This is a genomic window from Pseudomonas fitomaticsae (assembly GCF_021018765.1).
Classification (GTDB): Bacteria; Pseudomonadota; Gammaproteobacteria; order Pseudomonadales; family Pseudomonadaceae; genus Aquipseudomonas; species Aquipseudomonas fitomaticsae.
Map to the genome: position 1 here is coordinate 6227296 of NZ_CP075567.1, position 21788 is coordinate 6249083.

Genomic DNA, 21788 nt, shown 5'->3' on the forward strand with positions numbered 1-21788 from the left:
ACCCGAGCGGATACATTCTCTGACATATCCAACCTGCCTCAGCCTCGCCACCTTCTAAACTTCATCCGTCAAAACAAGGACGTAGGAAGACTCATGCCCAGAACGGGACGCATCGTGCTACCTCACTACCCGCACCACATCGTACAGCGCGGCCACAACAGGCAGGTTGTGTTCGCCGAGCCGGCGGATTACGAACGCTATCTTTCTGACCTGCGCGAGCTAAAGGAAGCATTGGGTATAAAAGTTTATGCCTACTGCCTGATGACCAATCATGTGCACTTGCTGCTCGCCCCAGGGGAAGCAACGTCCAGCCTTGGACAGCTCATGAAAGCCCTCGCCGGGCGGATGACGCGGTATCGCAACAAGGTTGAGGGGAGAACCGGGACGCTATGGGAAAGTCGCTACAAATCCAGCGTCGTTCAATCCGACACTTATCTATTGGCTTGCAGTCGCTACATCGAGTTAAACCCAGTGCGAGCCAAAATGGTGTCGTGTGCAGAAGACTATCGCTGGTCCAGCTTCGCGCTACGCCTGAACGACTTTTCAGAAAGCACCTGGCTGGACAAAGATCCTTGCTTCCTGGAGCTAGGATCTAACGATGCCATCCGGCGTGAACGCTATAAATCTTTTGTTGAGATGGCGTCCCCCACTAATGAGTTGCAACTCATAAGGGGCGCACTCCAGCGAGGTCAACTGACTGGCAATATGAGATTCGTCGACGAAATCGAGAAAATCACCGGGAGGCGTATTCAATTCAGAGAGCGGGGGCGGCCAGAGAACAGTGCTTAACGTCAAAAGGGGACGATTAAATAAATCTGAGAATCATCTGGCCGGCCTCCCCACCTCACAGAGGTGGCGCAAAATTCAAGGTGCGAACTTAGTCTTTTGCGTAGGAGGCCGTGATGAAATTCTGTGGCATAGACCTGCATTCGAACAACAGTGTTGTGGTGGTTACCGACGAAACGGATCGAGTATTGGTCAGTCGACGCTGTCCCAACCGGCTAACGCCAATCCTTTCGCTGCTCGAGCCTCATCGTGCTGAATTGGTTGGCGTCGTGGTTGAGTCCACCTACAACTGGTATTGGTTGGTCGATGGCCTCAAGGCAGCGGGCTTCGAGGTGAAGCTGGCCCATCCTGTGGCGATGAAACGCTACGACGGTTTGAAGCATGCCGATGACAAGGATGATGCGGCGTTCCTGGCACATTTGCTGCGACTCGGGATTTTACCGACGGGATATATCCACCCGCCGCAAGAACGTGCGCTGCGAGATTTGGCTCGTAAACGTATTCAACTGGTACGCAGTCGGACTCAGCACATTCTGTCCGTCGAGAACATGATGGCGCGCCAGTTTGGCCAGCGGTTGAGCTGTAATGAAGTCAAAGGGCTGTCAGCCACATCCGTCGACAGGCTGGGCCTGCCGACGGATGTGGCTCTGGCAATGAAAGCGAATGTCGGCATTGTCCAGGCATTGCAGACCCAGATTGATTTTCTTGAAGAGCGATTACTGCACGAAGCCCGTCTGCGCCCGGAGTTTTCCTTGCTGAAAACGATGCCCGGAATTGGCGAGGTACTGGCCACGATCATCATGCTGGAAACCGAAAATATCGAGCGCTTTGCCGACGTGGGCCACTTCGCGTCTTATGCTCGCTGCGTAAAAAGTGCGCATTACTCCAATGGCAAAAAGAAAGGTGAAGGTAACGCCAAGAACGGCAATGCTTATTTGATCTGGGCTTATATCGAAGCGGCTAATTTCGCCCGGCGCTTCAGCGAGGATGCCAAACGCTTTTTCGAGAAAAAGAAAGCCAGGACCAACACCGTGGTCGCGACCAAGGCACTGGCACACAAGCTGGCGCGAGCGAGTTATCACATCCTGAAGGAAAAACAGCCTTTTGATGCCAGACGCTGTTTCGCCTGAGGGGCGAATGAGGTGATGGTTGTCCAACCAAAAAGGGACTGGGCTCGAACCACTAAATCTGAGTGGCGACCGACCATCACCGCCTGAGTGTGTTGTAACCGGGTCGTCTGCCAAGTGAGCCAGCTGGGACTGGACGTGTGTTTTGCACGAGCCATAGTTCTGTGACACGTTTTGGACGCATTGGCAGCACCAACGTTTCTCTGGGGCAGTTAACTGCCAGGGCGGTGCTGGTTGTATCGCTACCGCTTGATCCAAATGGGTGTCTGGCACGACTCGTTCGTAGCCAATGAAGAGGAAACGGGTTCGACGGGTTCAACCGATCAGGTTGAGTTGAAGAGCAAACCCTGCAGTAGAAAACTGCAGGGCGCGGTGGCTTTTAACCTTGACTTGAGACCGGCTAATGGGCGTCACCTTTCTTACTAGTCACCTTTCTTGCTACAAAACCGCGATTGGCATTGCGCAGTTGGTAATGCTTGGAGAACTGGCGGTGAATCAGGCGCTGGATCACGTCGAGCCGAAAAACTAATCGCTGGCTGGAGCGTGCAGTCCTACGAAAGAGGAACCCGCTAATGGCGGGTTCTTTGGCAATATCAGCAAAGGACTACAACATGCGTTCATAAAGCGCAATTAGCTGATATTGCTTCCACGCAAGTGAAAACACCGCTTTTTTTAAGAACCCATCGTAATAAACCAATAAACTAAAAACCATAAAAAACTGTCAACAATGACAGTTGTCAACTATTTCACATAACTAAATCATAGGCTCACATTTAATGGAGAGCCGAAGATGCCAACCACAATCACACCAATAACCCAACAGGGTTCCATACCTGCAAGCGGGACAGTCACGTTGCCGCTACCAACCTCCAGTGTCCCTAATGCCAATATCGCACCCTACCCATACCTTGAAACCGGCACAGCAAATGGAATTGATTTCTTAAGAATAACAATAGTTCTACATCCAAACACAAGAAAGGGGGACACCATTCAAACCTACTTCAAGACAAACACGACACCATCAAGTTCCTTCCCCTTCGCCGGCGACATTGTCGATGAGCCTTTCGAAAGTAGAGAAATCAGTGGAAGAAACGGCAAGCTCGTACAGGAGTTCACTTTAGAAAATATAAAAAACCTGGGAATGAAAAGCGGAAAATACAGACTCAGTTACGTACAAACAAGCAGCTCCGGAAAAATCGTCGTGGCATCACTAAACAATGACTGCTTGATAAACGTCGTATAGGAACACCCTTTGGTAAATAAATTAAGATGTGCAAATTCACTAACCAGATCAATCGTCACCATTTCTCAGAACAAAGATAAAAAACAACGATAGCGACTCAGCAACGCAAGGACTTTCAAAATGCAAATTAAATTTGATACTAATGACCTAGTCATCTTCGCCTCACAAGACGGCACTAAGTGTGGCGGAACTATAATTGGAATCGACGACATTGGCTATATGCTTAAAGTTGGCCCAGGTAATATTGATATAGAGGTGGTTGAGAAAAAATCCATAAAAAGCGCGCACATTGGTTTCGCATTCATCTTACTAGAAATCAACCTCCAGCCCGACAAGGATTCTTGGGCTATCGAACGCGAACCATATATTCCGACACCCCCTCAATCAATACCTCCGATATGGGACGGCATCGCTATGGAATGGTATCACTCACCTTATGACTTATGTAACTGTGGGTGCGGAATCGGTGGAAACAGCTCATCCCCCGTCGCTTTAATAGGGAGGAGATGACCAATAGGTCTCAAGGGGACGAATTTATTTAACCGTCAACTTCACACTAAAATCGCTACAAGCTGCGCAGACCATGAAAATGTCACCCATATCGGACTTCGGCCAAGCAAATATAAATTTTGTCCACTATAGGTGACATTTCACGCAGCAGAAATATGAGCTCGCCGTGAAATTCAGGCAAAAAAACCCGCCTCACGGCGGGTTTCTTTCAAATCAGCTCAACACCCAGTCTCAATTGACCTTGGCGTTCAACTCACCCTTCAGATAACGCTGATACATGCTTTCCAGCGAGATTGGCTTGATCTTCGAAGCGTTGCCGGCAGTGCCGAAAGCTTCGTAGCGAGCGATACATACATCGCGCATCGCCTTCACGGTTTCGCCGAAGAATTTACGCGGGTCGAATTCGCTCGGGTTGGTGGCCATCAGGCGACGCATCGCGCCGGTGGATGCCAGACGCAGGTCGGTGTCGATGTTGACCTTGCGCACGCCGTGCTTGATGCCTTCGACGATTTCTTCAACCGGTACGCCGTAGGTTTCTTTGATGTCGCCACCGTACTGGTTGATGATCGCCAGCCACTCTTGTGGCACAGACGAGGAACCGTGCATCACAAGGTGAGTGTTCGGGATGCGCTTGTGGATTTCCTTGATGCGGTCGCTGCCACACGTCTCCGTTAGGCCCACGAAACAATACGACCACTAGAATGTTGTGCTAACGTAACATCTATCTATTTATGTTCCGGTAACAGCACATGGATTATTTTTTGTTGATCGCTCGCCTTGGCAGCCAGTTGCGCGAAAAACGTATCGGACGAGGCCTGACCCAAGCTCAGCTTGCCGACCTCGCAGGGCTGACACGGTACAAGGTCATCGCCGTAGAAAAAGGCACCCTTTCTGTCGGCATGATCGCCTATGCGCGCGTCCTGGGTGCTCTGGATTGCGAACTCACTGTCGTTCCTGCCGCCATGCCGACCCTTGAAGAACTTGCGGACTTATTCGAATGAAAATGACCTCTCTCAAAGTCAGCACACCTAAGGGGCATAGCGGCAGGCTTTTCAGCGACAAAGAGGACTTCACATTCCGTTATCACGAAGACGCATCACCAGATGTGGCGATCAGCCTGTCGATGCCGGTCCGGCATGACGAGTTTCGCCGGCGCGAGCTCCATCCTGTTTTTCAGATGAACCTGCCGGAAGGCTACGTGCTGGAGCAACTGCGCAATCGCTTGGCCAAGACTGTAAATGTCGACCCGATGCTTTTATTGGCGCTTTCCGGCAGCACTTCGCCCATCGGCAGGGTTCAAGTGCGCTCTGAGACGGTTGATGCCTTGCTGGAAGAGCAACAGTTTCCGGGAGAGAAACTCGAAGAGATTCTGACGTGGGACGGCACGGAAGATATTTTCGCCGGCCTGATGGATCGCTACATCCTGCGAGCGGGCATTTCGGGCGTTCAGCCAAAATTGCTGGTTCCGGAACAACAAGAAACCGCGTTACCCCGCGTGACCTCGAAAACCTCGGACTTGATTATCAAAAGTGGCCGAGACGAATTTCCCGGTCTGGCAATCAACGAGTTCCTTTGCATGTCCATGGCAAAGGAGGCCGGTATTCCCGTTCCGCCGTTTTACCTTTCAGACAATGCCAAGCTGTTTGTCATGCGCCGCTTCGACCGCGACGATCAGCTCAACCCGATCGGTTTTGAAGACATGGCGGTGTTGATGGGGCTGTCGGCCAGCCAGAAGTACAGCAAAAGCTATGCGGCAATCGCCAAGGCCATCCGCGTGTACTGTCCGGCCGAGCATGTACGCGCATCACTTGATCAACTTTTCGATAGCGTTGCCCTGAGCTGCATTGTCGGGAACGGCGACGCTCATTTGAAAAACTTCGGCTTGCTCTACTCCGAACCGACGCAACGCGACGCTCGCCTGGCGCCGGCTTACGACATCGTCAACACCACGGCTTATATTCCGGAGGATGTACTGGCTCTGGATCTGGCGGGCAACAAGTCGATGTTTGCCTCGCGACAGGGTTTGCTGGAGTTTGCGCACACCTGTGAGATCGAGCAGCCGAGGGCGCGCATTCAGCGATTGCTTGCCTCGGTTGAAGCCGTGCTTGCGCGCTATCCCCAGTATCGGGAACAGGCACCTCATGTGGTCAGCGCCATTGAGCAGGCAGCAGCGCCGTTTGCTCTGACTTTTGAATAACCTCGAAGATATTGTCGCTCATAAAAAATCCGCCTCTCGGCGGATTTTTTATTCAATCAGCTCAAACACCCAGTCTCAATTGACCTTGGCGTTCAACTCACCCTTCAGATAACGCTGATACATGCTTTCCAGCGAGATCGGCTTGATCTTCGAAGCGTTGCCGGCAGTACCGAAAGCTTCATAACGAGCGATACATACATCGCGCATCGCCTTCACGGTTTCGCCGAAGAATTTACGTGGGTCGAACTCGCTCGGGTTGGTGGCCATCAGGCGACGCATGGCGCCGGTGGATGCCAGACGCAGGTCGGTGTCGATGTTGACCTTGCGCACGCCGTGCTTGATGCCTTCGACGATTTCTTCAACCGGTACGCCGTAGGTTTCTTTGATGTCGCCGCCGTACTGGTTGATGATCGCCAGCCACTCTTGTGGAACCGACGAGGAACCGTGCATCACCAGGTGGGTGTTCGGGATGCGCTTGTGGATTTCCTTGATGCGGTCGATCGCCAGCACGTCACCGGTAGGCGGCTTGGTGAACTTGTAGGCGCCGTGGCTGGTGCCGATGGCGATGGCCAGGGCATCAACCTGAGTCTTCTTGACGAAGTCAGCGGCTTCTTCCGGGTCGGTCAGCATCTGGCTGTGATCCAGAACGCCTTCGGCGCCGATGCCGTCTTCTTCACCGGCCATGCCGGTTTCCAGCGAACCCAGGCAGCCCAGCTCGCCTTCTACCGAAACGCCGCAGGCGTGAGCCATGGCGACGGTTTGTTGGGTGACGCGAACGTTGTATTCGTAGTCGGTCGGGGTCTTGCCGTCTTCGCCGAGGGAGCCGTCCATCATCACCGAGCTGAAGCCCAGCTGGATCGAGCGCTGGCAGACGTCAGGGCTGGTACCGTGGTCCTGGTGCATGCACACCGGGATGTGCGGGAACTCTTCGATTGCCGCCAGGATCAGGTGACGCAGGAACGGCGCGCCGGCGTATTTGCGGGCACCGGCCGAAGCCTGGACGATCACCGGGGAGTCAGTCTTGTCAGCGGCTTCCATGATGGCGCGCATCTGCTCAAGGTTGTTGACGTTGAAGGCTGGAACGCCGTAGCCGAACTCGGCTGCGTGGTCCAGCATCTGGCGCATGCTGATAAGTGCCATTGTGTGTCTCTCTCCCGGTTTGGGTCGTTAATCGTGCCAGCCTGCCGGAGCGGCGGCGGCTATTCAAGTGATTGCAGATCGGGGGTTGAGGCCCGGCCTGGTGATTCGATAAAGCAAATTCTGTTTTATTCGGCTTTGCAGCCCCGGCCGATCAAATCATTGGTAGCGACCCAGTAGACCAGGCCTTCATTACCTTTGATGTGAAACGCCAGCATGTCGTCGCTGTAAAGCGCGCCCGAGGCGCCCGGCTCTTCTTTCAGGCGATAGACCTGATCGCCACCGCCGAGCCGCACATCGACTGCCTTCTGGCCGGCATCGGTGTAGCGCCACAGCACCTTGGCCTGGCTATCGCAGGTCCAGGTGGTCCAGTTATCCACAGGAGCGGACGACTGGAACGGGTTCCACTGCGCGCAACCACCCAACAATCCCAGTGCCGCAACGGCGATCAAGCCTTTCATCCGTGTTCCTCGACCGGCAGCGCACGCTGCCGGACTTGAGTAAAGAGTCAGACCGGTCAAGGACAACCGTGTTCCTTGGCCGGGGTTTGCGTCTCGTATTTGTCCAGACCGTCCGGGCCCGAGCGCTTGTTCAGCACCGGGTTGGTTTCGGCCTGCCAGTCGGCCTGGTAGCAGCCTTTCTGTGCCTCGCCGGGTGCCGGCTCCGGCGCAGCCTTCGGGTTACTCCCGCAGGCTGCCAATGTACCGGTCAGCAACAACAGCGCTAACGACTTGACCATCTGAACACTCCTTTGCCTGGCCAATCGGGCGGCCTCAGGCCTTGGCCCGGCTTTCCAGGACTTCAACGGCCGGCAGCACCTTGCCTTCGACGAATTCGAGGAACGCGCCACCGCCGGTGGAAATGTAGGAGATCTTTTCAGCCACGCCATATTTATCGATGGCCGCCAGGGTGTCGCCACCGCCGGCAATCGAGAACGCCGCGCTTTCAGCGATGGCTTCGGCCAGCACTTTGGTGCCGTTGCCGAACTGGTCGAATTCGAACACGCCGACCGGGCCGTTCCACAGGATGGTTTTCGACGATTTCAGCAGTTCGGCGAAGTTGGCCGCGGTTTGCGGGCCGATGTCGAGGATCATGTCGTCAGCCGCAACGTCAGCGATCAGTTTCACGGTCGCTTCAGCGCTTTCAGCAAACTCCTTGGCAACCACCACGTCGACCGGCAGCGGCACGCTGACCTTGGCGGCGATGGCGCGCGCGGTGTCCAGCAGGTCCGGCTCGTACAGCGACTTGCCGACCGGGTGACCGGCCGCAGCGAGGAAGGTGTTGGCGATGCCGCCGCCGACGATCAGTTGATCGCAGATCTGGCTCAGGCTGTTCAGTACGTCGAGTTTGGTCGAGACCTTGGAACCGGCAACGATGGCAGCCATCGGTTTTGCAGGTGCACCCAGGGCTTTGCCCAGTGCGTCCAGCTCAGCGGCCAGCAGCGGGCCGGCAGCGGCGACCTTGGCGAACTTGGCAACACCATGCGTCGAACCTTCGGCGCGGTGAGCAGTACCGAAAGCGTCCATCACGAACACGTCGCACAGGGCGGCGTATTGCTGGGCCAGTTCGTCAGCGTTCTTTTTCTCGCCCTTGTTGAAGCGCACGTTTTCGAACAGCACGATGTCGCCGGCCTTGACGTCAACGCCGCCCAGATAGTCGGCCACCAGCGGCACTTCGCGGCCCAGGGCCTTGCTCAGGTAGTCGGCGACTGGCTTGAGGCTGTTCTCGGCGGAGAACTCGCCTTCGGTCGGACGACCCAGGTGCGAGCAGACCATCACGGCCGCGCCTTTTTCCAGGGCCAGCTTGATGGTCGGCAGCGAAGCCAGGATTCGCGCATCGCTGGTGACAACACCGTCCTTGACTGGGACGTTGAGGTCTTCGCGGATCAATACGCGCTTACCTTGCAGATCGAGGTCGGACATCTTCAACACGGTCATGGGTCGCACTTCCTACGGTTTTTTTGAAGTCGCTGTTTGCAGATAGTGTTCTGCAACATCCAGCATTCGGTTGGCAAAACCCCATTCGTTGTCGAACCAGGCCAGGATGTTCACCAGCCGTGGGCCGGAAACGCGGGTCTGACTGGCATCGACGATGGCCGAATGTGGGTCATGGTTGAAATCACAACTTGCGTGGGGCAGCTCGGTGTAGGCCAAAAGACCTTTGAGCGGGCCGCTGGTGGCAGCCTCGCGCAGGATCCGGTTGACCTCGCCGGCGTCGGTGTCGCTCGCAGTCTGCATCGTGATGTCGAGGCAGGACACGTTGACCGTCGGCACGCGTACGGCTTTGGCCTGTATTCGCCCGGCAAGTTCCGGGAGCAGACGCTCGATACCACGCGCCAGACCGGTGGACACCGGGATCACCGACTGGAACGCCGAACGGGTGCGGCGCAGGTCTTCGTGGTGATAGGCGTCGATCACCGGCTGATCGTTCATCGCCGAGTGAATCGTGGTGATCGACACGTAATCCAGGCCGACCGCCTGATCCAGCAGACGCAATAGCGGCACGCCGCAGTTGGTGGTGCAGGAGGCGTTGGACACCAGCAGTTCGTCGCCGGTCAGGCAATCCTGATTGACGCCGTAGACGATGGTGGCGTCGACATCCGCCTCGCTGGCCATCGGCTGCGAAAACAGCACACGCGGCGCGCCGGCGTCGAGGAAACGCTGGCCGTCTTCACGGGTGTGGTAGGCGCCGGAGCATTCGAGCACCAGATCGACGCCCAGCGACGCCCAATCGATGCCTTCGGGGGTGGCACTGCGCAGGACCTTCACGCAGTTGCCATTGATATGCAGACAATCGCCGTCGACCTTCACTTCGCCGGGGAAACGGCCATGAGTGGAGTCGAAACGTGTCAGGTATTCGATGCTGGCCATGTCGGCCAGATCGTTGATCGCGACAATTTCAAACCCTGCCGCCGAGCCTCGCTCGAACAACGCACGCAAGACGCAACGACCAATCCGGCCGTAGCCGTTGAGTGCAACTTTGTAGGGACGCGGTTGAGGCATGGGGTTCTCGATTACCGTGGTGAATCAGGCAGTGCGATGTTGCCCGAACCACCGCTTTCGCGGGCAAGCCCGCTCCCACAGTGTTCTAGGCTGGTCACACATTTTGTGTACACCAAAGAACCTGTGGGAGCGGCGGTGCGACGATTCGACTTGCTCGCGAATACGTCAGTTCAGGCGACACCTTTTCTGGATCAGTCTTCCAGCAGCTCTTCAGCCTGACCCAGGATGTTTTCCAGGGTGAAGCCGAACTCTTCGAACAGTGCCGAAGCCGGAGCCGATTCGCCGTAGGTGGTCATGCCGATCACGCGACCTTCCAGACCCACGTACTTGAACCAGAAGTCGGCGTGGGCCGCTTCGATCGCGATACGCGCACCGACCTGCAGCGGCAGGACCGACTGCTTGTAGCTGGCGTCCTGAGCGTCGAACGCGCTGGTGCATGGCATGGAAACCACGCGCACCTTGCGGCCCTGCTCGGTCAGTTTGTCGTAGGCCTGAACGGCCAGACCGACTTCCGAACCGGTAGCGATCAGGATCAGCTCAGGCTCGCCCGCGCAGTCCTTCAGCACGTAGCCACCACGACGGATGTCGGCGATCTGGCCGGCATCACGGGTCTGGTGCTGCAGGTTCTGACGGGAGAAGATCAGCGCCGACGGGCCGTCCTTGCGCTCCAGAGCGTTTTTCCAGGCCACGGCCGATTCAACGGCATCGGCTGGACGCCAGGTGTCGAGGTTCGGCGTGCTGCGCAGGCTGGTCAGTTGCTCGATCGGCTGGTGCGTCGGGCCGTCTTCGCCCAGACCGATGGAGTCGTGGGTGTAGACGTGGATCACGCGCTGCTTCATCAGAGCGGACATGCGCACTGCGTTGCGGGCGTATTCCATGAACATCAGGAAGGTCGCGCCGTAAGGCACCAGACCGCCGTGCAGGGCAACGCCGTTCATGATGGCGGTCATGCCGAATTCGCGCACGCCGTAGTACATGTAGTTGCCGCTGGCGTCTTCGGCGCTGACGCCTTTGCAGCCTTTCCACAGGGTCAGGTTGGAACCGGCCAGGTCAGCCGAACCGCCCAGCACTTCCGGCAGCAGCGGGCCGAACGCGTTCAGGGCGTTCTGGCTGGCTTTACGGCTGGCGATGGTTTCGCCTTTGGCCGCGACTTCAGCGATGTAGGCATCGGCCTTCTCGGAGAAGTCGGCCGGCAGTTCGCCGCTCAGGCGACGGATCAGTTCGTTGGCTTCGGTCGGGAACGCGGCGGAGTAGGCAGCGAAACGCTGATCCCACTCGGCTTCGGCGGCGCGGCCCTTTTCCTTGGCATCCCACTCGGCATAGATGTCGGCCGGGATTTCGAACGGGCCGTGGTTCCAGTTCAGCGCCTGACGGGTCAGGGCGATTTCCGCGTCACCCAGCGGGGCGCCGTGGCAATCTTCCTTGCCTTGCTTGTTCGGCGAACCGAAACCGATGGTGGTCTTGCAGCAGATCAGGGTCGGCAGCGGGCTCTTGCGAGCGGTCTCGATGGCGGTCTTGATCTCTTCCGGGTCGTGACCGTCGACATTGCGGATCACTTGCCAGTTGTACGATTCGAAGCGCTTCGGCGTGTCATCGGTGAACCAGCCTTCGACTTCGCCGTCGATGGAGATGCCGTTGTCATCGTAGAAGGCAATCAGCTTGCCCAGGCCCAGAGTACCGGCCAGGGAAGCGACTTCGTGGGAAATGCCTTCCATCATGCAGCCATCGCCCAGGAACACGTAGGTGTGGTGGTCGACGATGTTGTGGCCAGGACGGTTGAACTGGGCGCCCAGTACTTTTTCTGCCAGGGCGAAGCCCACGGCGTTGGCCAGACCCTGACCCAGCGGGCCGGTGGTGGTTTCAACGCCCGGGGTGTAACCGAATTCCGGGTGGCCCGGGGTGCGGCTGTGCAGTTGACGGAACTGCTTCAGGTCGTCGATCGACAGGTCGTAGCCGGTCAGGTGCAGCAGCGAGTAGATCAACATCGAGCCGTGGCCGTTGGACAGCACGAAGCGGTCACGGTCGGCAAACGATGGATTGCTCGGGTTGTGCTTGAGGTAGTCGCGCCAAAGCACTTCGGCGATATCTGCCATACCCATAGGGGCACCGGGATGGCCGCTGTTGGCTTTTTGCACGGCATCCATGCTGAGGGCACGAATGGCGTTGGCACGCTCACGACGGCTAGGCATCGCTGATCTCCTGGGTGTGAATAGATTGAAACGGAAAAAAGGAGGGCATTTTCCCTCACCCGAGCGCCTCGGGGCAATGACAGATAGTCATCCGGAGGCGTTTTTCCCATGGATAACATCGGTTTCGGTTGGTGAAACCTTTCCGCTGTTCGTTTGTAGAGTTAACCGGGCAGTGAGAAGTGCAATCGAATGCGCCATCCATCGAGCAATATCAAAACTTTTTGATATAGGCCTTGCGATGGATTCCACCCGTCACTAGACTGCCAGCCCTATGAACTTACGCGTGCCTTCCATTCGCCATGACGATTGCGACGAGCTGGCGGCCCTGTGCAAGGCCGGCGGCGATCCGCTGCGGCTGAATGTATTGCGCGCCCTGGCCAACGACTCGTTCGGCGTACTGGAACTGGCGCAGATTTTCGATATCGGCCAGTCCGGCATGAGCCATCACCTTAAAGTGCTGGCGCAGGCGGATCTGGTGGCGACTCGCCGCGAAGGCAATGCGGTGTTCTATCGCCGCGCCCTGCCCCACACCGAGTTGCTGGGCGGCAAGTTGCACGCGGCGTTGTTAGAAGAAGTCGACAATCTGGCGCTGCCGGCCGACGTGGAAACCCGGATCGCACAGGTTCACGGGCAACGCGCGGCCAACAGCCAGGACTTTTTCGCCCGGGTCGCGGAGAAATTCCGCGCCCAGCAGGATTTGATTGCCGGTCTGCCGCAGTACCGTGAAAGCGTGCTGGCCCTGCTCGACAAACTGAATTTCAATGGCGCTGCCACGGCCATTGAAGTCGGCCCCGGCGATGGAGCTTTCCTGCCGGAACTGGCGCGCCGCTTCGGCACCGTAACCGCACTGGACAACAGCGCGGCGATGCTCGAACTGGCCCGTCAGGTATGTGAACGTGAACAGCTGGCTAACGTCAGCCTGCAATTGGCCGATGCATTGAATGGCGTGAGCCTTCAGGCCGATTGCGTGGTGTTGAACATGGTGTTGCACCATTTCGCCGCGCCGGCCGAAGCGCTCAAGCACATGGCCAGCCTGCTGCAACCGGGCGGTAGCCTGCTCGTGACAGAGTTATGTAGCCACAACCAGAGTTGGGCCAGGGAGGCCTGCGGTGATCTGTGGTTGGGGTTTGAACAGGACGATCTGGCCCGTTGGGCCACCGCTGCGGGACTCGTTCCCGGGGAAAGCCTCTATGTAGGCTTACGTAATGGTTTCCAGATCCAGGTCCGCCATTTTCAGCGACCGGCTGGCGACACTCACCATCGGTAAATTCAGGAAAACATCGAGATGAGCGAATACTCCCTCTTCACCTCCGAGTCCGTGTCTGAAGGACATCCGGACAAAATCGCCGACCAGATTTCCGATGCAGTGCTGGACGCCATCATCGCCCAGGACAAGCACGCACGCGTTGCGGTGGAAACCCTGGTCAAGACTGGCGTGGCCATCGTTGCCGGTGAAGTGACCACCAGCGCCTGGGTCGACCTGGAGCAGATCGTTCGTGACGTGATTTGCGACATCGGCTACACCAGCTCCGACGTTGGCTTCGACGGCGCGACCTGCGGCGTGATGAACATCATCGGCAAGCAGTCCCCTGACATCAACCAGGGTGTTGACCGTGCCAAGCCTGAAGATCAGGGCGCCGGCGACCAGGGCCTGATGTTCGGCTACGCCAGCAACGAAACCGACGTGCTGATGCCAGCACCGATCACCTTCTCGCACCAGCTGGTACAGCGTCAGGCCGAAGCCCGTAAATCGGGTCTGCTGCCTTGGCTGCGTCCGGACGCCAAGTCGCAAGTGACCTGCCGTTACGAAGGCGGCAAGGTTGTCGGTATCGACGCCGTGGTTCTGTCGACCCAGCACAACCCTGAAGTGTCGTACAACGACCTGCGCGAAGGCGTGATGGAGCTGATCGTCAAGCACGTGCTGCCTGCCGAACTGCTGAGCAAGGACACCCAGTTCCACATCAACCCGACCGGCCAGTTCATCATTGGCGGCCCGGTAGGTGACTGCGGTCTGACCGGTCGCAAGATCATCGTCGACAGCTACGGCGGCATGGCCCGTCACGGCGGCGGCGCGTTCTCCGGTAAAGATCCATCGAAGGTTGACCGTTCGGCTGCCTACGCTGGCCGTTACGTTGCCAAGAACATCGTGGCTGCCGGCCTGGCCGAGCGTTGCGAGATTCAGGTTTCCTACGCGATCGGTGTGGCCCAGCCGACTTCGATCTCGCTGAACACCTTCGGCACCGGCAAGATCAGCGATGACAAGATCATCAAACTGGTCCGCGAAGTGTTCGACCTGCGTCCATACGCGATCACCACCATGCTGGATCTGCTGCACCCGATGTACCAGGAAACCGCAGCCTACGGCCACTTCGGCCGTGCTCCGCAGACCAAGACTGTTGGCGAAGACACCTTCTCCACGTTCACCTGGGAAAAAACCGACCGCGCCGACGCTCTGCGTTCTGCTGCCGGCCTGTAATTTTCCTGGCGGTACAAGAAGCCCCGCACGGTTCGCCGTGCGGGGCTTTTTCATGGCCGCGAAACAACCGGCAAAACAGCCGCGCGGCCCGCTTCAAAATCCCGACTAGCCTTCAAGCATCTCCCTGAGCAAGGACGCTCACGATGCTTGCCACACTGCGCATGTTTTTGTTTTTCCTGCCGGCTTTCCACTTCAACGTCTTTGCTGCCGACTGCCCAGACTGGGCCGCCGATCGAGCATCGAGCGAAGTCGCCGCCCTGCAACAACAGATCGATCGCTGGGACGACGCCTATCATCGCGAAGGCCGCTCGGTGATCGCCGATGAGCTCTACGATCAGTCACGCCTGCGCCTGAACCAATGGCGCCGGTGCTTCAAACTTCCCTCACCACCCGGGCCGTTGCGTACCGCATCAGGCCCGGTTGCGCACCCTGTCGCTCACACCGGCCTCGACAAACTTCATGACGCGGCGGACATCGCGACCTGGCTGCGCGACCGAAAGGACGTCTGGGTACAACCCAAGGTCGATGGCGTGGCGGTGACCCTGATCTATCGCGACGGTCGACTGCATCAGGCGATCAGTCGCGGGGATGGCGCTCACGGGCAGGACTGGACGGCTTCGGCAAAAAAGATCGGAGCCATTCCGCAACAGCTGACGCAACCGCAGGATCTGCTGGTGCAAGGCGAACTCTACTGGCGTTTGAACGGGCATACGCAGGCACGTGCCGGCAGCGCCAACGCCCGCGCCACCGTGGCCGGACTGCTGGTGCGCAAGGATCTCGACGCGGAACACGCCGCTGGCATCGGGCTGTTTGTCTGGGACTGGCCGCAAGGGCCAAACGAATTACCGGAGCGGATCGCCGCCCTGACGCAATTCGGCTTTCCCACTACGGAGCCCTACACCCAGGCCGTCGCCAGCCTGATCGATGCGCAACGCTGGCGCGATCACTGGTATCGCTCGCCATTGCCCTTCGCCACGGACGGCGTGGTTCTGCGCCAAAGCCTGCGACCGCCCGCCGAACGCTGGCAGGCTCGTCCGCCCTACTGGGCCGTCGCCTGGAAATACCCTTTCGCCCAGGCGCTGGCCGATGTGCGCAAGGTGCACTTCAAGATCGGCCGCACCGGGCGCATTACGCCGGTGCTTGAACTGTCTCCGGTGATGCTCGATGACCGGCAGATCAAACGGGTCAGCGTCAGTTCGCTCCGGCGCTGGCAGGAACTGGACATTCGCCCCGGCGATCAGGTGGCAATCAGCCTGGCCGGGCTGACGATCCCGCGTCTCGACGACGTGCTACTGCGCAGCACTGAACGCGCGGATCTGAACGTTCCGCTCGCCAGCGACTTTCACGCCCTGAGCTGCTGGCAACCGACTCCGGGCTGCGAAAGCCAGTTCCTCGCGCGCCTGACCTGGCTCAGCGGCAAGCAGGGACTGGCCCTGCCCCATGTCGGTCGCGGCACCTGGGAGAAACTTCTGAAAACAGGCCGCCTGAACGGCCTGCTGGATTGGTTGACCCTCGACGAGCCGGAGCTTGCTAACATTGCTGGTCTCGGCGGGCGCAGCAGTGCCCGCCTGCTGCACAGTTTTCACAGCGCCCGCCAACGGCCGTTCCTGCAGTGGCTCAAAGCCCTGGGGCTGCCGCCGACCGGTCAGGCAACACTCGCCGATTCATGGCAGGCGCTGGCACAACGCAATACCGAACAATGGCAGGCAGAAGCCGGAATCGGCCCGGGCCGCGCGGCGCAGTTAAGCGCCTTTTTTCGCGACCCGCAGGTACTGGCCCTGAGTGAAACCCTGCAAGCCGCCGGCGTCGACGGCTTCTGAACACGCAATCCCCGGCCCGCCGGGAACCCAATGTCCGCCGGAGCGCTCCAACAGCGCAGTGCTTCACCGACCCGATTGCCTTTGCACATGGAGCTTTTATGAAATTTCTCGCACCGCTCGCCCTGCTGTCTTTCTGCGCAGTCCTCGCCGCCCCCGTGATGGCCGACGAAGACGCGCCGGGCCTGACCGGTTGTGCCGCCAAGAAGCAGGGCATCATCAATCAGATCGAACAAGCCAAGTCCCGCGGCAACGCCGACCAGCAGGCCGGCCTCGAAACCGCCCTGCGCGAAGTTACCGAACACTGCACCGATGCCGGCCTGAAGAAAGAACGCGAAAACAAGGTGCTCGACGCCAAGCACGAAGTGAGCAAGCGTCAGGCCGATCTGGACAAGGCCATGAAGAAAGGCGATCCGGAGAAGATCGACAAGCGCAAGAACAAGCTCGCCGAATCGCGCAAGGAATTGCAGGACGCGCTGGACGAACTCGACAAGTAACCGCCAATGCGTTGAGTTTGATGCCCTCTTCGCGAGCAAGCCCGCTCCCACATCAGACCGGGTTGTTCAGGTGAATACGGTCAAGTGTGGGAGCGGGCTTGCTCGCGAAGAGGGCATCAACTCAAACAACAAAAATCAATGGTCGCGAAACTCTTTATGGCAGGCACTGCAGGCATCTTCGACTTTCTGCACGGCAGGCCCCAGGTTGCTGGCCTTGTACGGTTGAACCTTGCTGGCGATCACCAGTTCACCGGTGGCCGCTTCAAGGGTGCGGGCCATTTCCTGGAAGCGCGCCTGTTTCTGCCAGACATCGTCCTTGGCGCTGGTGTGATCTTCTTCGCGCACCTGCGGGAAATGTTTCCACGGCTCATGGGACAACGCATCGAGCTTGACCGCGCCTTCCGCAAACTTCGGCCCGTCGAAGGCAATGCGTCCGCGCAGCATGCCGCCCAGGTCTTCGCCGGTCTTGAGCATCTGCTTGAAGATCGCCTTGCGCTGACCCAGCGGGGAATTCGGGTCGACACCGCCGCAGGCGGACAAGGTCAGACAGGCCAGCAATACAACAGAAATTCTTTTAAGAGTCATGGTGGCTTCAGGTCACGGAAATCGGCGGCCAGTATCCTCGGGTCACCGCCAAACACCAATAGCCCTATTAACAATAAGGGTTGCTTGAGCGCATGGAGCACTTTTGCAACCGGCACAGGAAATTCTCCATGAACAGCCGTTTCAAGGCCTGGCGTCATCCGCTTATCGCTACCCTCCCGCTACTGGCAATCCTCGCCGGCTGCACCGGTGGCGACAGCGCCAAGCCGAAAACCCACGCCCTGGCCACGTATTCCAGTGCCACCTGGGAAGCCCTGCCGGCAGTGTCCGATAGCGACCTGGTGGCCGGTTTCGGTTCGTGGCGCAGCGCCTGCACCCGGCTCAAGGCTGACCCGGTCTGGGGCACGACCTGTGCAGCAGCCGCCAATGTGCCGCAAAGCGCCGGCGACATCCGCGCCTTCCTCAAGCAGAACCTCGACGTGTTCGGCCTGCGCGCCGAGAACGACAACCCCAACGGCCTGATCACCGGCTACTACGAACCGGTCTATCCCGGCAGCCTGACGCAAACCGCCACCGCCAACGTGCCGGTGTATGGCGTGCCCGAAGACATGATCATTGTCTCGCTGGACAGCATTTACCCGGAACTGAAAGGCAAGCGTCTGCGCGGACGCCTCGAAGGTCGTGTGCTCAAGCCTTACGACGACGCGGCGACCATCGAGAGCCAGGGCGTCAAGGCGCCGGTCGTGGCGTGGCTGACCGACCCGATGAACCTGCAATTCCTGCAGATTCAGGGTTCGGGTCGGATCCAGACCGATGACGGTCGCCAGCTGCGCATCGCCTACGCCGACCAGAACGGTCACCCGTACCGGCCGATCGGCCGCTGGCTGGTGGAACAGGGCGAGCTGAAAAAAGAAGAAGTGACCATGGGCGCGATCAGCAACTGGGCCAAGGCCAACCCGTCGCGCATTCCGGAACTGCTGGCGAGCAACCCGAGCTACGTGTTCTTCACCCGCAACCCGGACAGCAACGAAGGCCCGCGCGGCTCGTTGAATGTGCCGCTGACCGCCGGTTATAGCGCAGCAGTGGATCGCAAAGTGATTCCGCTGGGCAGTCTGTTGTGGCTGTCGACCACCCGCCCGGACGGCACGGCACTGGTACGCCCGGTGGCCGCGCAGGACACCGGCGGCGCGATTGCCGGCGAAGTTCGTGCGGATCTGTTCTGGGGCACCGGTGATGCCGCCGGGCAACTGGCCGGCGACATGAAGCAGCAAGGGCAGATCTGGATGCTCTGGCCAAAAGGCGCGGCGTTGCCGCAAGTGCCCCAAGTCGCCGACACGGTGAAGGACAAACCTTAAGCGCCTCGGCGCTTGAGCTATCGCCTTCGCGGGCAAGTCGAATCGTCGCACCGCCGCTCCCACAGGTATCAATAGCGAGCACAAATCCTGTGTGCACCAGAGAACCCTGTGGGCGCGGGCTTGCTCCGGGCGGCGATCCGACGAAGAGGCCAGTAGCAGCGCTCAAGAATCAGACAGACACAAAGAAGAACGAAGCAATCAGCCCCATCCCGACAAACCACACCAGCGACCGCAGAATCGCCCAGTCCGCCAGATAGCAAATGATGTAGAGCAGGCGACTGGTGATGAACAGCACCGCCAGCACGTTGACCGTCACCAGCTCTGCCGTGCCGACCAGGTGCGCAACGATCACCGCTGCCGCAAACGCCGGCGTCACTTCAAAGCTGTTGAGTTGCGCCGCATGGGCACGCCGCGCCACGCCGTTCAGGCTTTCGAGAAAGTCCCGGGGATCGTGGTTGTCGCTCAGCCGATAACCACCGACAGCCTTGGCCACGCCTGTGCACAGGTAGGGCAGAAAAATCGCAATGAAAACGCACCACAGAGCCACCGTCATAACGCCGTCCTTCTTCAGTTTTTAGAGTGTTGGCGGGTCAGAACTTCATCACCAGCATGCCGATCAGCACCAGCCCACAGGCTAAGAGCCGCGGCCGGCCGAAAGGTTCTTTCAGGTAACGCATGCCGAACAGCACCACCAGAATCACGCTGATTTCACGCAACGCCGCCGCTTCGGCAATCGAGCCCAACTGCATCGCCCACAGCACCAGAGCGTAGCTGAACAACACGCAGAACCCGACCGCCAGTCCCAGCTTCCATTGCTCGCGCCAGAACAGCATGAACGCCGGACGCTTGGCCACCCACGCCAGCAACGGGAAAGGCCAGGCACTGAGCAGCGTGACCCAGACCAGGTAATCCAGCGGATGCGACCAGCGCCGCAAGGCCTGGCCATCGATGTAGGTGTAGCAACCGATGCACAAGCCGATCAGCGCCACCACCGGCAGCATCGACCACGGCAAGTGCTTCCCGCCGCCACCCTGCCAGAGCAGGCAAGCCATGCCCAGCGGGATCAGCATGATCCCGAAGATCTGCTGGATGGTGAGCACTTCGCCGGCGAAGATCAGGGTCAGCGCCAGCACCACCAGCGGCGACAGTCCGCGCATCAACGGATAGACCAGCCCCAGATCGCCGACCCGATAGGCCTGGATCAACAGATAGCGATACAACAATTCGAACGCCGCCGACGCCAGAATCCACGGCCAGATTTCCGCCGGCGGCAGACTGATGAAAGGGAATGCCAGCGTGACGAACAACAGCGCCACGGTGTCCATGCAGGCCACCACCAGCAGCCGCTCGGCGCTGAACTTGATCAACGTATTCCACGCTGCGTGCAACAGCGCCGCCACCAACACCAGAGCTGTCGCCAGCACGTGCCACTCCTTGATTCTTGTTATTGAGCCTGAGCCAATTAGTCAGATTATTGATTCGCGATGTGTCAGCAGCTGTTTATACTGCAAGCGACCACGCCGCACTCAGTTGCGCACAGATAAATTCCAATAATTCCTGCCTGTCCCGATCTCGTCCGAGACCGGTCGCCGGCCTGCGTATGCCTGATCAAAGCGTCAAGACTACCGACAGAGACCTTGCGCATGCCACTCGCCTTGCTTGCACTCGCTGTTGCCGCTTTCGGCATCGGCACCACTGAATTCGTCATCATGGGCCTGTTGCCCGATGTCGCCCGCGACCTCGCGGTGAGCATTCCCCACGCGGGTCTGTTGATCACCGGCTACGCCCTGGGCGTAGTGTTCGGTGCGCCGATCCTCGCGATCGGTACCGCCAACATGCCGCGCAAGGCCACGCTGCTGGGCATGACGCTGATGTTCATACTCGGCAACGTGCTGTGCGCACTGGCGCCGAACTACGCAACGCTGATGGCGGCGCGGGTGGTCACCGCGCTGTGCCACGGTGCGTTCTTCGGCATCGGTTCGGTGGTGGCCGCCGGGCTGGTCGCGCCGAACAAGCGGGCGCAGGCGATTGCGATGATGTTCACCGGTCTGACCCTGGCCAACGTCCTCGGCGTACCGCTGGGCACGGCGCTCGGCCAGTACGCCGGCTGGCGTTCGACCTTCTGGGCGGTTTCGGTGATCGGTGTGATCGCCGCCCTAGCCCAATGGCTGTGGTTGCCGAAACACATCCCGATGGACAAGGCCAACCTCGCCAGCGAATTCAAGGTGCTGGGCAAGGTCAACGTGTTGCTGGCGCTGGGCATGAGCGTGCTGGCGTCCACCAGCCTGTTCAGCGTGTTCACCTACATCGCGCCGATTCTGCAGGACATCACCGGCGTCAGCCCTCACGGCGTGACCGTGATGCTGTTGTTGTTCGGCGTCGGCCTGACCGGCGGCAGCATGCTCGGCGGACGCTTGGCCGACAGCCGCCTGCTGCCGTCGCTGGTGGGTGTCGCGCTGGCGGTGGTGGTGATTCTGGCGGCGTTCAGCCAGACCAGTCGCTCGGTGGTTCCGGCGGCGATCACGCTGGTGCTGTGGGGGATTTTTGCCTTCGCCCTGTGCCCGATCCTGCAACTGCTGATCATCGATCAGGCGCATGAAGCACCGAACCTCGGCTCGACCCTGAACCAGAGCGCGTTCAACCTCGGCAATGCCGCTGGCGCGTGGATCGGCGGACTAGTGGTGGCCAGTGGCGCGGATCTGGCGGACCTGCCGTGGACCGGCGCGCTGGTGGGCGTGCTGACCGTGCTGACGGCGCTGTTTTTCATTTACCTGCAACGTCGGGGTGTCGCTGCGGTCAATGTGTCCGGCTGATTTCCCCGGGGGACACAATTGTGTCCCCACCCGGCGTCAGCCCATCCAACCCTTGCGTCCATGAACGGGCGCGCTGTCTTTCCACCCCCATCCAAA

At 59.1% G+C, this 21788-nt stretch carries 21 protein-coding genes and 2 pseudogenes; 13 read left to right on the forward strand and 10 right to left on the reverse strand.

Going from position 1 to position 21788, the window contains the following annotated elements; translation table 11 throughout:
• Nucleotides 1-93: 93 nt before the first annotated feature.
• The 5 genes and pseudogenes from KJY40_RS28275 (at nucleotide 94) to KJY40_RS28290 (ending at nucleotide 3666) form a co-directional block, all read left to right on the forward strand.
• Complete coding sequence (locus tag KJY40_RS28275) at nucleotides 94-789, forward strand: transposase (RefSeq protein ID WP_230733957.1); 696 nt, start codon at nucleotides 94-96, stop codon at nucleotides 787-789.
• Nucleotides 790-902: 113 nt separating this feature from the next.
• Nucleotides 903-1916, forward strand: a complete 1014-nt coding sequence (locus KJY40_RS28280; protein WP_230733958.1) for an IS110 family RNA-guided transposase — start codon at nucleotides 903-905, stop codon at nucleotides 1914-1916.
• A gap of 439 nt (nucleotides 1917-2355) precedes the next feature.
• Nucleotides 2356-2442: pseudogene (locus KJY40_RS29900) on the forward strand (DUF6124 family protein); the annotation flags it as partial.
• 261 nt (nucleotides 2443-2703) lie between these two features.
• On the forward strand, nucleotides 2704-3156 hold the full coding sequence (locus tag KJY40_RS28285) for a hypothetical protein (RefSeq protein ID WP_230733959.1): 453 nt from the start codon (nucleotides 2704-2706) through the stop codon (nucleotides 3154-3156).
• A gap of 120 nt (nucleotides 3157-3276) precedes the next feature.
• On the forward strand, nucleotides 3277-3666 hold the full coding sequence (locus KJY40_RS28290) for a hypothetical protein (protein ID WP_230733961.1): 390 nt from the start codon (nucleotides 3277-3279) through the stop codon (nucleotides 3664-3666).
• 231 nt (nucleotides 3667-3897) lie between these two features.
• Here the strand turns inward: KJY40_RS28290 and KJY40_RS28295 are convergent.
• Nucleotides 3898-4323 (reverse strand): annotated as a pseudogene (locus KJY40_RS28295) (class II fructose-bisphosphate aldolase); the annotation flags it as partial.
• Between the two features lie 92 nt (nucleotides 4324-4415).
• Between KJY40_RS28295 and KJY40_RS28300 the strand changes: the two are divergent.
• Both KJY40_RS28300 and KJY40_RS28305 read left to right on the forward strand, forming a co-directional pair.
• On the forward strand, nucleotides 4416-4667 hold the full coding sequence (locus KJY40_RS28300) for a helix-turn-helix domain-containing protein (RefSeq protein WP_230733963.1): 252 nt from the start codon (nucleotides 4416-4418) through the stop codon (nucleotides 4665-4667).
• Nucleotides 4664-5863, forward strand: a complete 1200-nt coding sequence (locus KJY40_RS28305; protein WP_230733964.1) for a type II toxin-antitoxin system HipA family toxin — start codon at nucleotides 4664-4666, stop codon at nucleotides 5861-5863. Before KJY40_RS28300 ends, KJY40_RS28305 begins: the two co-directional genes overlap by 4 nt.
• 75 nt (nucleotides 5864-5938) lie before the next feature.
• Here the strand turns inward: KJY40_RS28305 and fba are convergent, their stop codons facing one another.
• From fba to tkt, 6 genes are all read right to left on the reverse strand, one after another.
• Entirely contained in the window at nucleotides 5939-7003 is a 1065-nt protein-coding gene (gene fba, locus KJY40_RS28310; protein ID WP_007959708.1) for a class II fructose-bisphosphate aldolase, read from the reverse strand.
• A 125-nt stretch (nucleotides 7004-7128) separates the two neighbouring features.
• Nucleotides 7129-7461 carry an MliC family protein gene (locus KJY40_RS28315; RefSeq protein WP_114886030.1) on the reverse strand — a complete coding sequence of 111 codons (333 nt, stop codon included), beginning with the start codon at nucleotides 7459-7461 and terminating at the stop codon, nucleotides 7129-7131.
• 56 nt (nucleotides 7462-7517) lie between these two features.
• Nucleotides 7518-7739, reverse strand: coding sequence for a hypothetical protein (locus tag KJY40_RS28320; RefSeq protein ID WP_085697808.1), 222 nt, complete (start codon nucleotides 7737-7739; stop codon nucleotides 7518-7520).
• 34 nt (nucleotides 7740-7773) lie between these two features.
• Nucleotides 7774-8937 (reverse strand): phosphoglycerate kinase, encoded by a 1164-nt coding sequence (locus KJY40_RS28325; RefSeq protein WP_011336326.1) that lies wholly within the window; start codon nucleotides 8935-8937, stop codon nucleotides 7774-7776.
• Nucleotides 8938-8949: 12 nt separating this feature from the next.
• A complete protein-coding gene (gene epd / locus KJY40_RS28330) occupies nucleotides 8950-10002 on the reverse strand; it encodes an erythrose-4-phosphate dehydrogenase (RefSeq protein ID WP_230733966.1) in 1053 nt (350 codons plus the stop codon).
• 191 nt (nucleotides 10003-10193) lie between these two features.
• Nucleotides 10194-12191 carry a transketolase gene (tkt, locus tag KJY40_RS28335; RefSeq protein ID WP_221535732.1) on the reverse strand — a complete coding sequence of 666 codons (1998 nt, stop codon included), beginning with the start codon at nucleotides 12189-12191 and terminating at the stop codon, nucleotides 10194-10196.
• Between the two features lie 271 nt (nucleotides 12192-12462).
• On the opposite strand from tkt, the gene KJY40_RS28340 reads away from it, so the two are divergent.
• The 4 genes from KJY40_RS28340 to KJY40_RS28355 all read left to right on the forward strand — a co-directional run bounded on the left by KJY40_RS28340 (nucleotide 12463) and on the right by KJY40_RS28355 (nucleotide 16981).
• Entirely contained in the window at nucleotides 12463-13458 is a 996-nt protein-coding gene (locus KJY40_RS28340) for an ArsR/SmtB family transcription factor (protein WP_007959700.1), read from the forward strand.
• 18 nt (nucleotides 13459-13476) lie between these two features.
• Nucleotides 13477-14667, forward strand: coding sequence for a methionine adenosyltransferase (gene metK, locus KJY40_RS28345; RefSeq protein WP_011336330.1), 1191 nt, complete (start codon nucleotides 13477-13479; stop codon nucleotides 14665-14667).
• 143 nt (nucleotides 14668-14810) lie between these two features.
• Nucleotides 14811-16487, forward strand: a complete 1677-nt coding sequence (gene ligB, locus KJY40_RS28350) for an NAD-dependent DNA ligase LigB (RefSeq protein ID WP_230733968.1) — start codon at nucleotides 14811-14813, stop codon at nucleotides 16485-16487.
• Nucleotides 16488-16585: 98 nt separating this feature from the next.
• Complete coding sequence (locus KJY40_RS28355; RefSeq protein WP_007959697.1) at nucleotides 16586-16981, forward strand: DUF1090 domain-containing protein; 396 nt, start codon at nucleotides 16586-16588, stop codon at nucleotides 16979-16981.
• A 135-nt stretch (nucleotides 16982-17116) separates the two neighbouring features.
• Here the strand turns inward: KJY40_RS28355 and KJY40_RS28360 are convergent, their stop codons facing one another.
• Nucleotides 17117-17566 (reverse strand): c-type cytochrome, encoded by a 450-nt coding sequence (locus KJY40_RS28360; protein WP_007959696.1) that lies wholly within the window; start codon nucleotides 17564-17566, stop codon nucleotides 17117-17119.
• A gap of 128 nt (nucleotides 17567-17694) precedes the next feature.
• Between KJY40_RS28360 and mltA the strand changes: the two genes are divergently transcribed.
• Nucleotides 17695-18879: a murein transglycosylase A gene (mltA, locus tag KJY40_RS28365; protein WP_230733970.1), complete on the forward strand. Its 1185-nt coding sequence runs from the start codon at nucleotides 17695-17697 to the stop codon at nucleotides 18877-18879.
• A 169-nt stretch (nucleotides 18880-19048) separates the two neighbouring features.
• On the opposite strand, the gene KJY40_RS28370 is transcribed toward mltA, so the two are convergent.
• Entirely contained in the window at nucleotides 19049-19432 is a 384-nt protein-coding gene (locus tag KJY40_RS28370; RefSeq protein ID WP_115079481.1) for an MAPEG family protein, read from the reverse strand.
• A gap of 37 nt (nucleotides 19433-19469) precedes the next feature.
• Nucleotides 19470-20303, reverse strand: coding sequence for an EamA family transporter (locus KJY40_RS28375; protein WP_230733972.1), 834 nt, complete (start codon nucleotides 20301-20303; stop codon nucleotides 19470-19472).
• Between the two features lie 219 nt (nucleotides 20304-20522).
• Between KJY40_RS28375 and KJY40_RS28380 the strand changes: the two genes are divergently transcribed.
• A complete protein-coding gene (locus KJY40_RS28380; RefSeq protein ID WP_007959692.1) occupies nucleotides 20523-21692 on the forward strand; it encodes an MFS transporter in 1170 nt (389 codons plus the stop codon).
• The last annotated feature ends 96 nt before the right edge of the window (nucleotides 21693-21788 follow it).

Coding starts and splice junctions, on each gene's coding strand:
- KJY40_RS28275 (WP_230733957.1), top strand. CDS start 94: ATGCCCAGAACGGGACGCATCGTGCTACCTCACTACCCGCACCACATC.
- KJY40_RS28280 (WP_230733958.1), top strand. CDS start 903: ATGAAATTCTGTGGCATAGACCTGCATTCGAACAACAGTGTTGTGGTG.
- KJY40_RS28285 (WP_230733959.1), top strand. CDS start 2,704: ATGCCAACCACAATCACACCAATAACCCAACAGGGTTCCATACCTGCA.
- KJY40_RS28290 (WP_230733961.1), top strand. CDS start 3,277: ATGCAAATTAAATTTGATACTAATGACCTAGTCATCTTCGCCTCACAA.
- KJY40_RS28300 (WP_230733963.1), top strand. CDS start 4,416: ATGGATTATTTTTTGTTGATCGCTCGCCTTGGCAGCCAGTTGCGCGAA.
- KJY40_RS28305 (WP_230733964.1), top strand. CDS start 4,664: ATGAAAATGACCTCTCTCAAAGTCAGCACACCTAAGGGGCATAGCGGC.
- fba (WP_007959708.1), bottom strand. CDS start 7,003: ATGGCACTTATCAGCATGCGCCAGATGCTGGACCACGCAGCCGAGTTC.
- KJY40_RS28315 (WP_114886030.1), bottom strand. CDS start 7,461: ATGAAAGGCTTGATCGCCGTTGCGGCACTGGGATTGTTGGGTGGTTGC.
- KJY40_RS28320 (WP_085697808.1), bottom strand. CDS start 7,739: ATGGTCAAGTCGTTAGCGCTGTTGTTGCTGACCGGTACATTGGCAGCC.
- KJY40_RS28325 (WP_011336326.1), bottom strand. CDS start 8,937: ATGACCGTGTTGAAGATGTCCGACCTCGATCTGCAAGGTAAGCGCGTA.
- epd (WP_230733966.1), bottom strand. CDS start 10,002: ATGCCTCAACCGCGTCCCTACAAAGTTGCACTCAACGGCTACGGCCGG.
- tkt (WP_221535732.1), bottom strand. CDS start 12,191: ATGCCTAGCCGTCGTGAGCGTGCCAACGCCATTCGTGCCCTCAGCATG.
- KJY40_RS28340 (WP_007959700.1), top strand. CDS start 12,463: ATGAACTTACGCGTGCCTTCCATTCGCCATGACGATTGCGACGAGCTG.
- metK (WP_011336330.1), top strand. CDS start 13,477: ATGAGCGAATACTCCCTCTTCACCTCCGAGTCCGTGTCTGAAGGACAT.
- ligB (WP_230733968.1), top strand. CDS start 14,811: ATGCTTGCCACACTGCGCATGTTTTTGTTTTTCCTGCCGGCTTTCCAC.
- KJY40_RS28355 (WP_007959697.1), top strand. CDS start 16,586: ATGAAATTTCTCGCACCGCTCGCCCTGCTGTCTTTCTGCGCAGTCCTC.
- KJY40_RS28360 (WP_007959696.1), bottom strand. CDS start 17,566: ATGACTCTTAAAAGAATTTCTGTTGTATTGCTGGCCTGTCTGACCTTG.
- mltA (WP_230733970.1), top strand. CDS start 17,695: ATGAACAGCCGTTTCAAGGCCTGGCGTCATCCGCTTATCGCTACCCTC.
- KJY40_RS28370 (WP_115079481.1), bottom strand. CDS start 19,432: ATGACGGTGGCTCTGTGGTGCGTTTTCATTGCGATTTTTCTGCCCTAC.
- KJY40_RS28380 (WP_007959692.1), top strand. CDS start 20,523: ATGCCACTCGCCTTGCTTGCACTCGCTGTTGCCGCTTTCGGCATCGGC.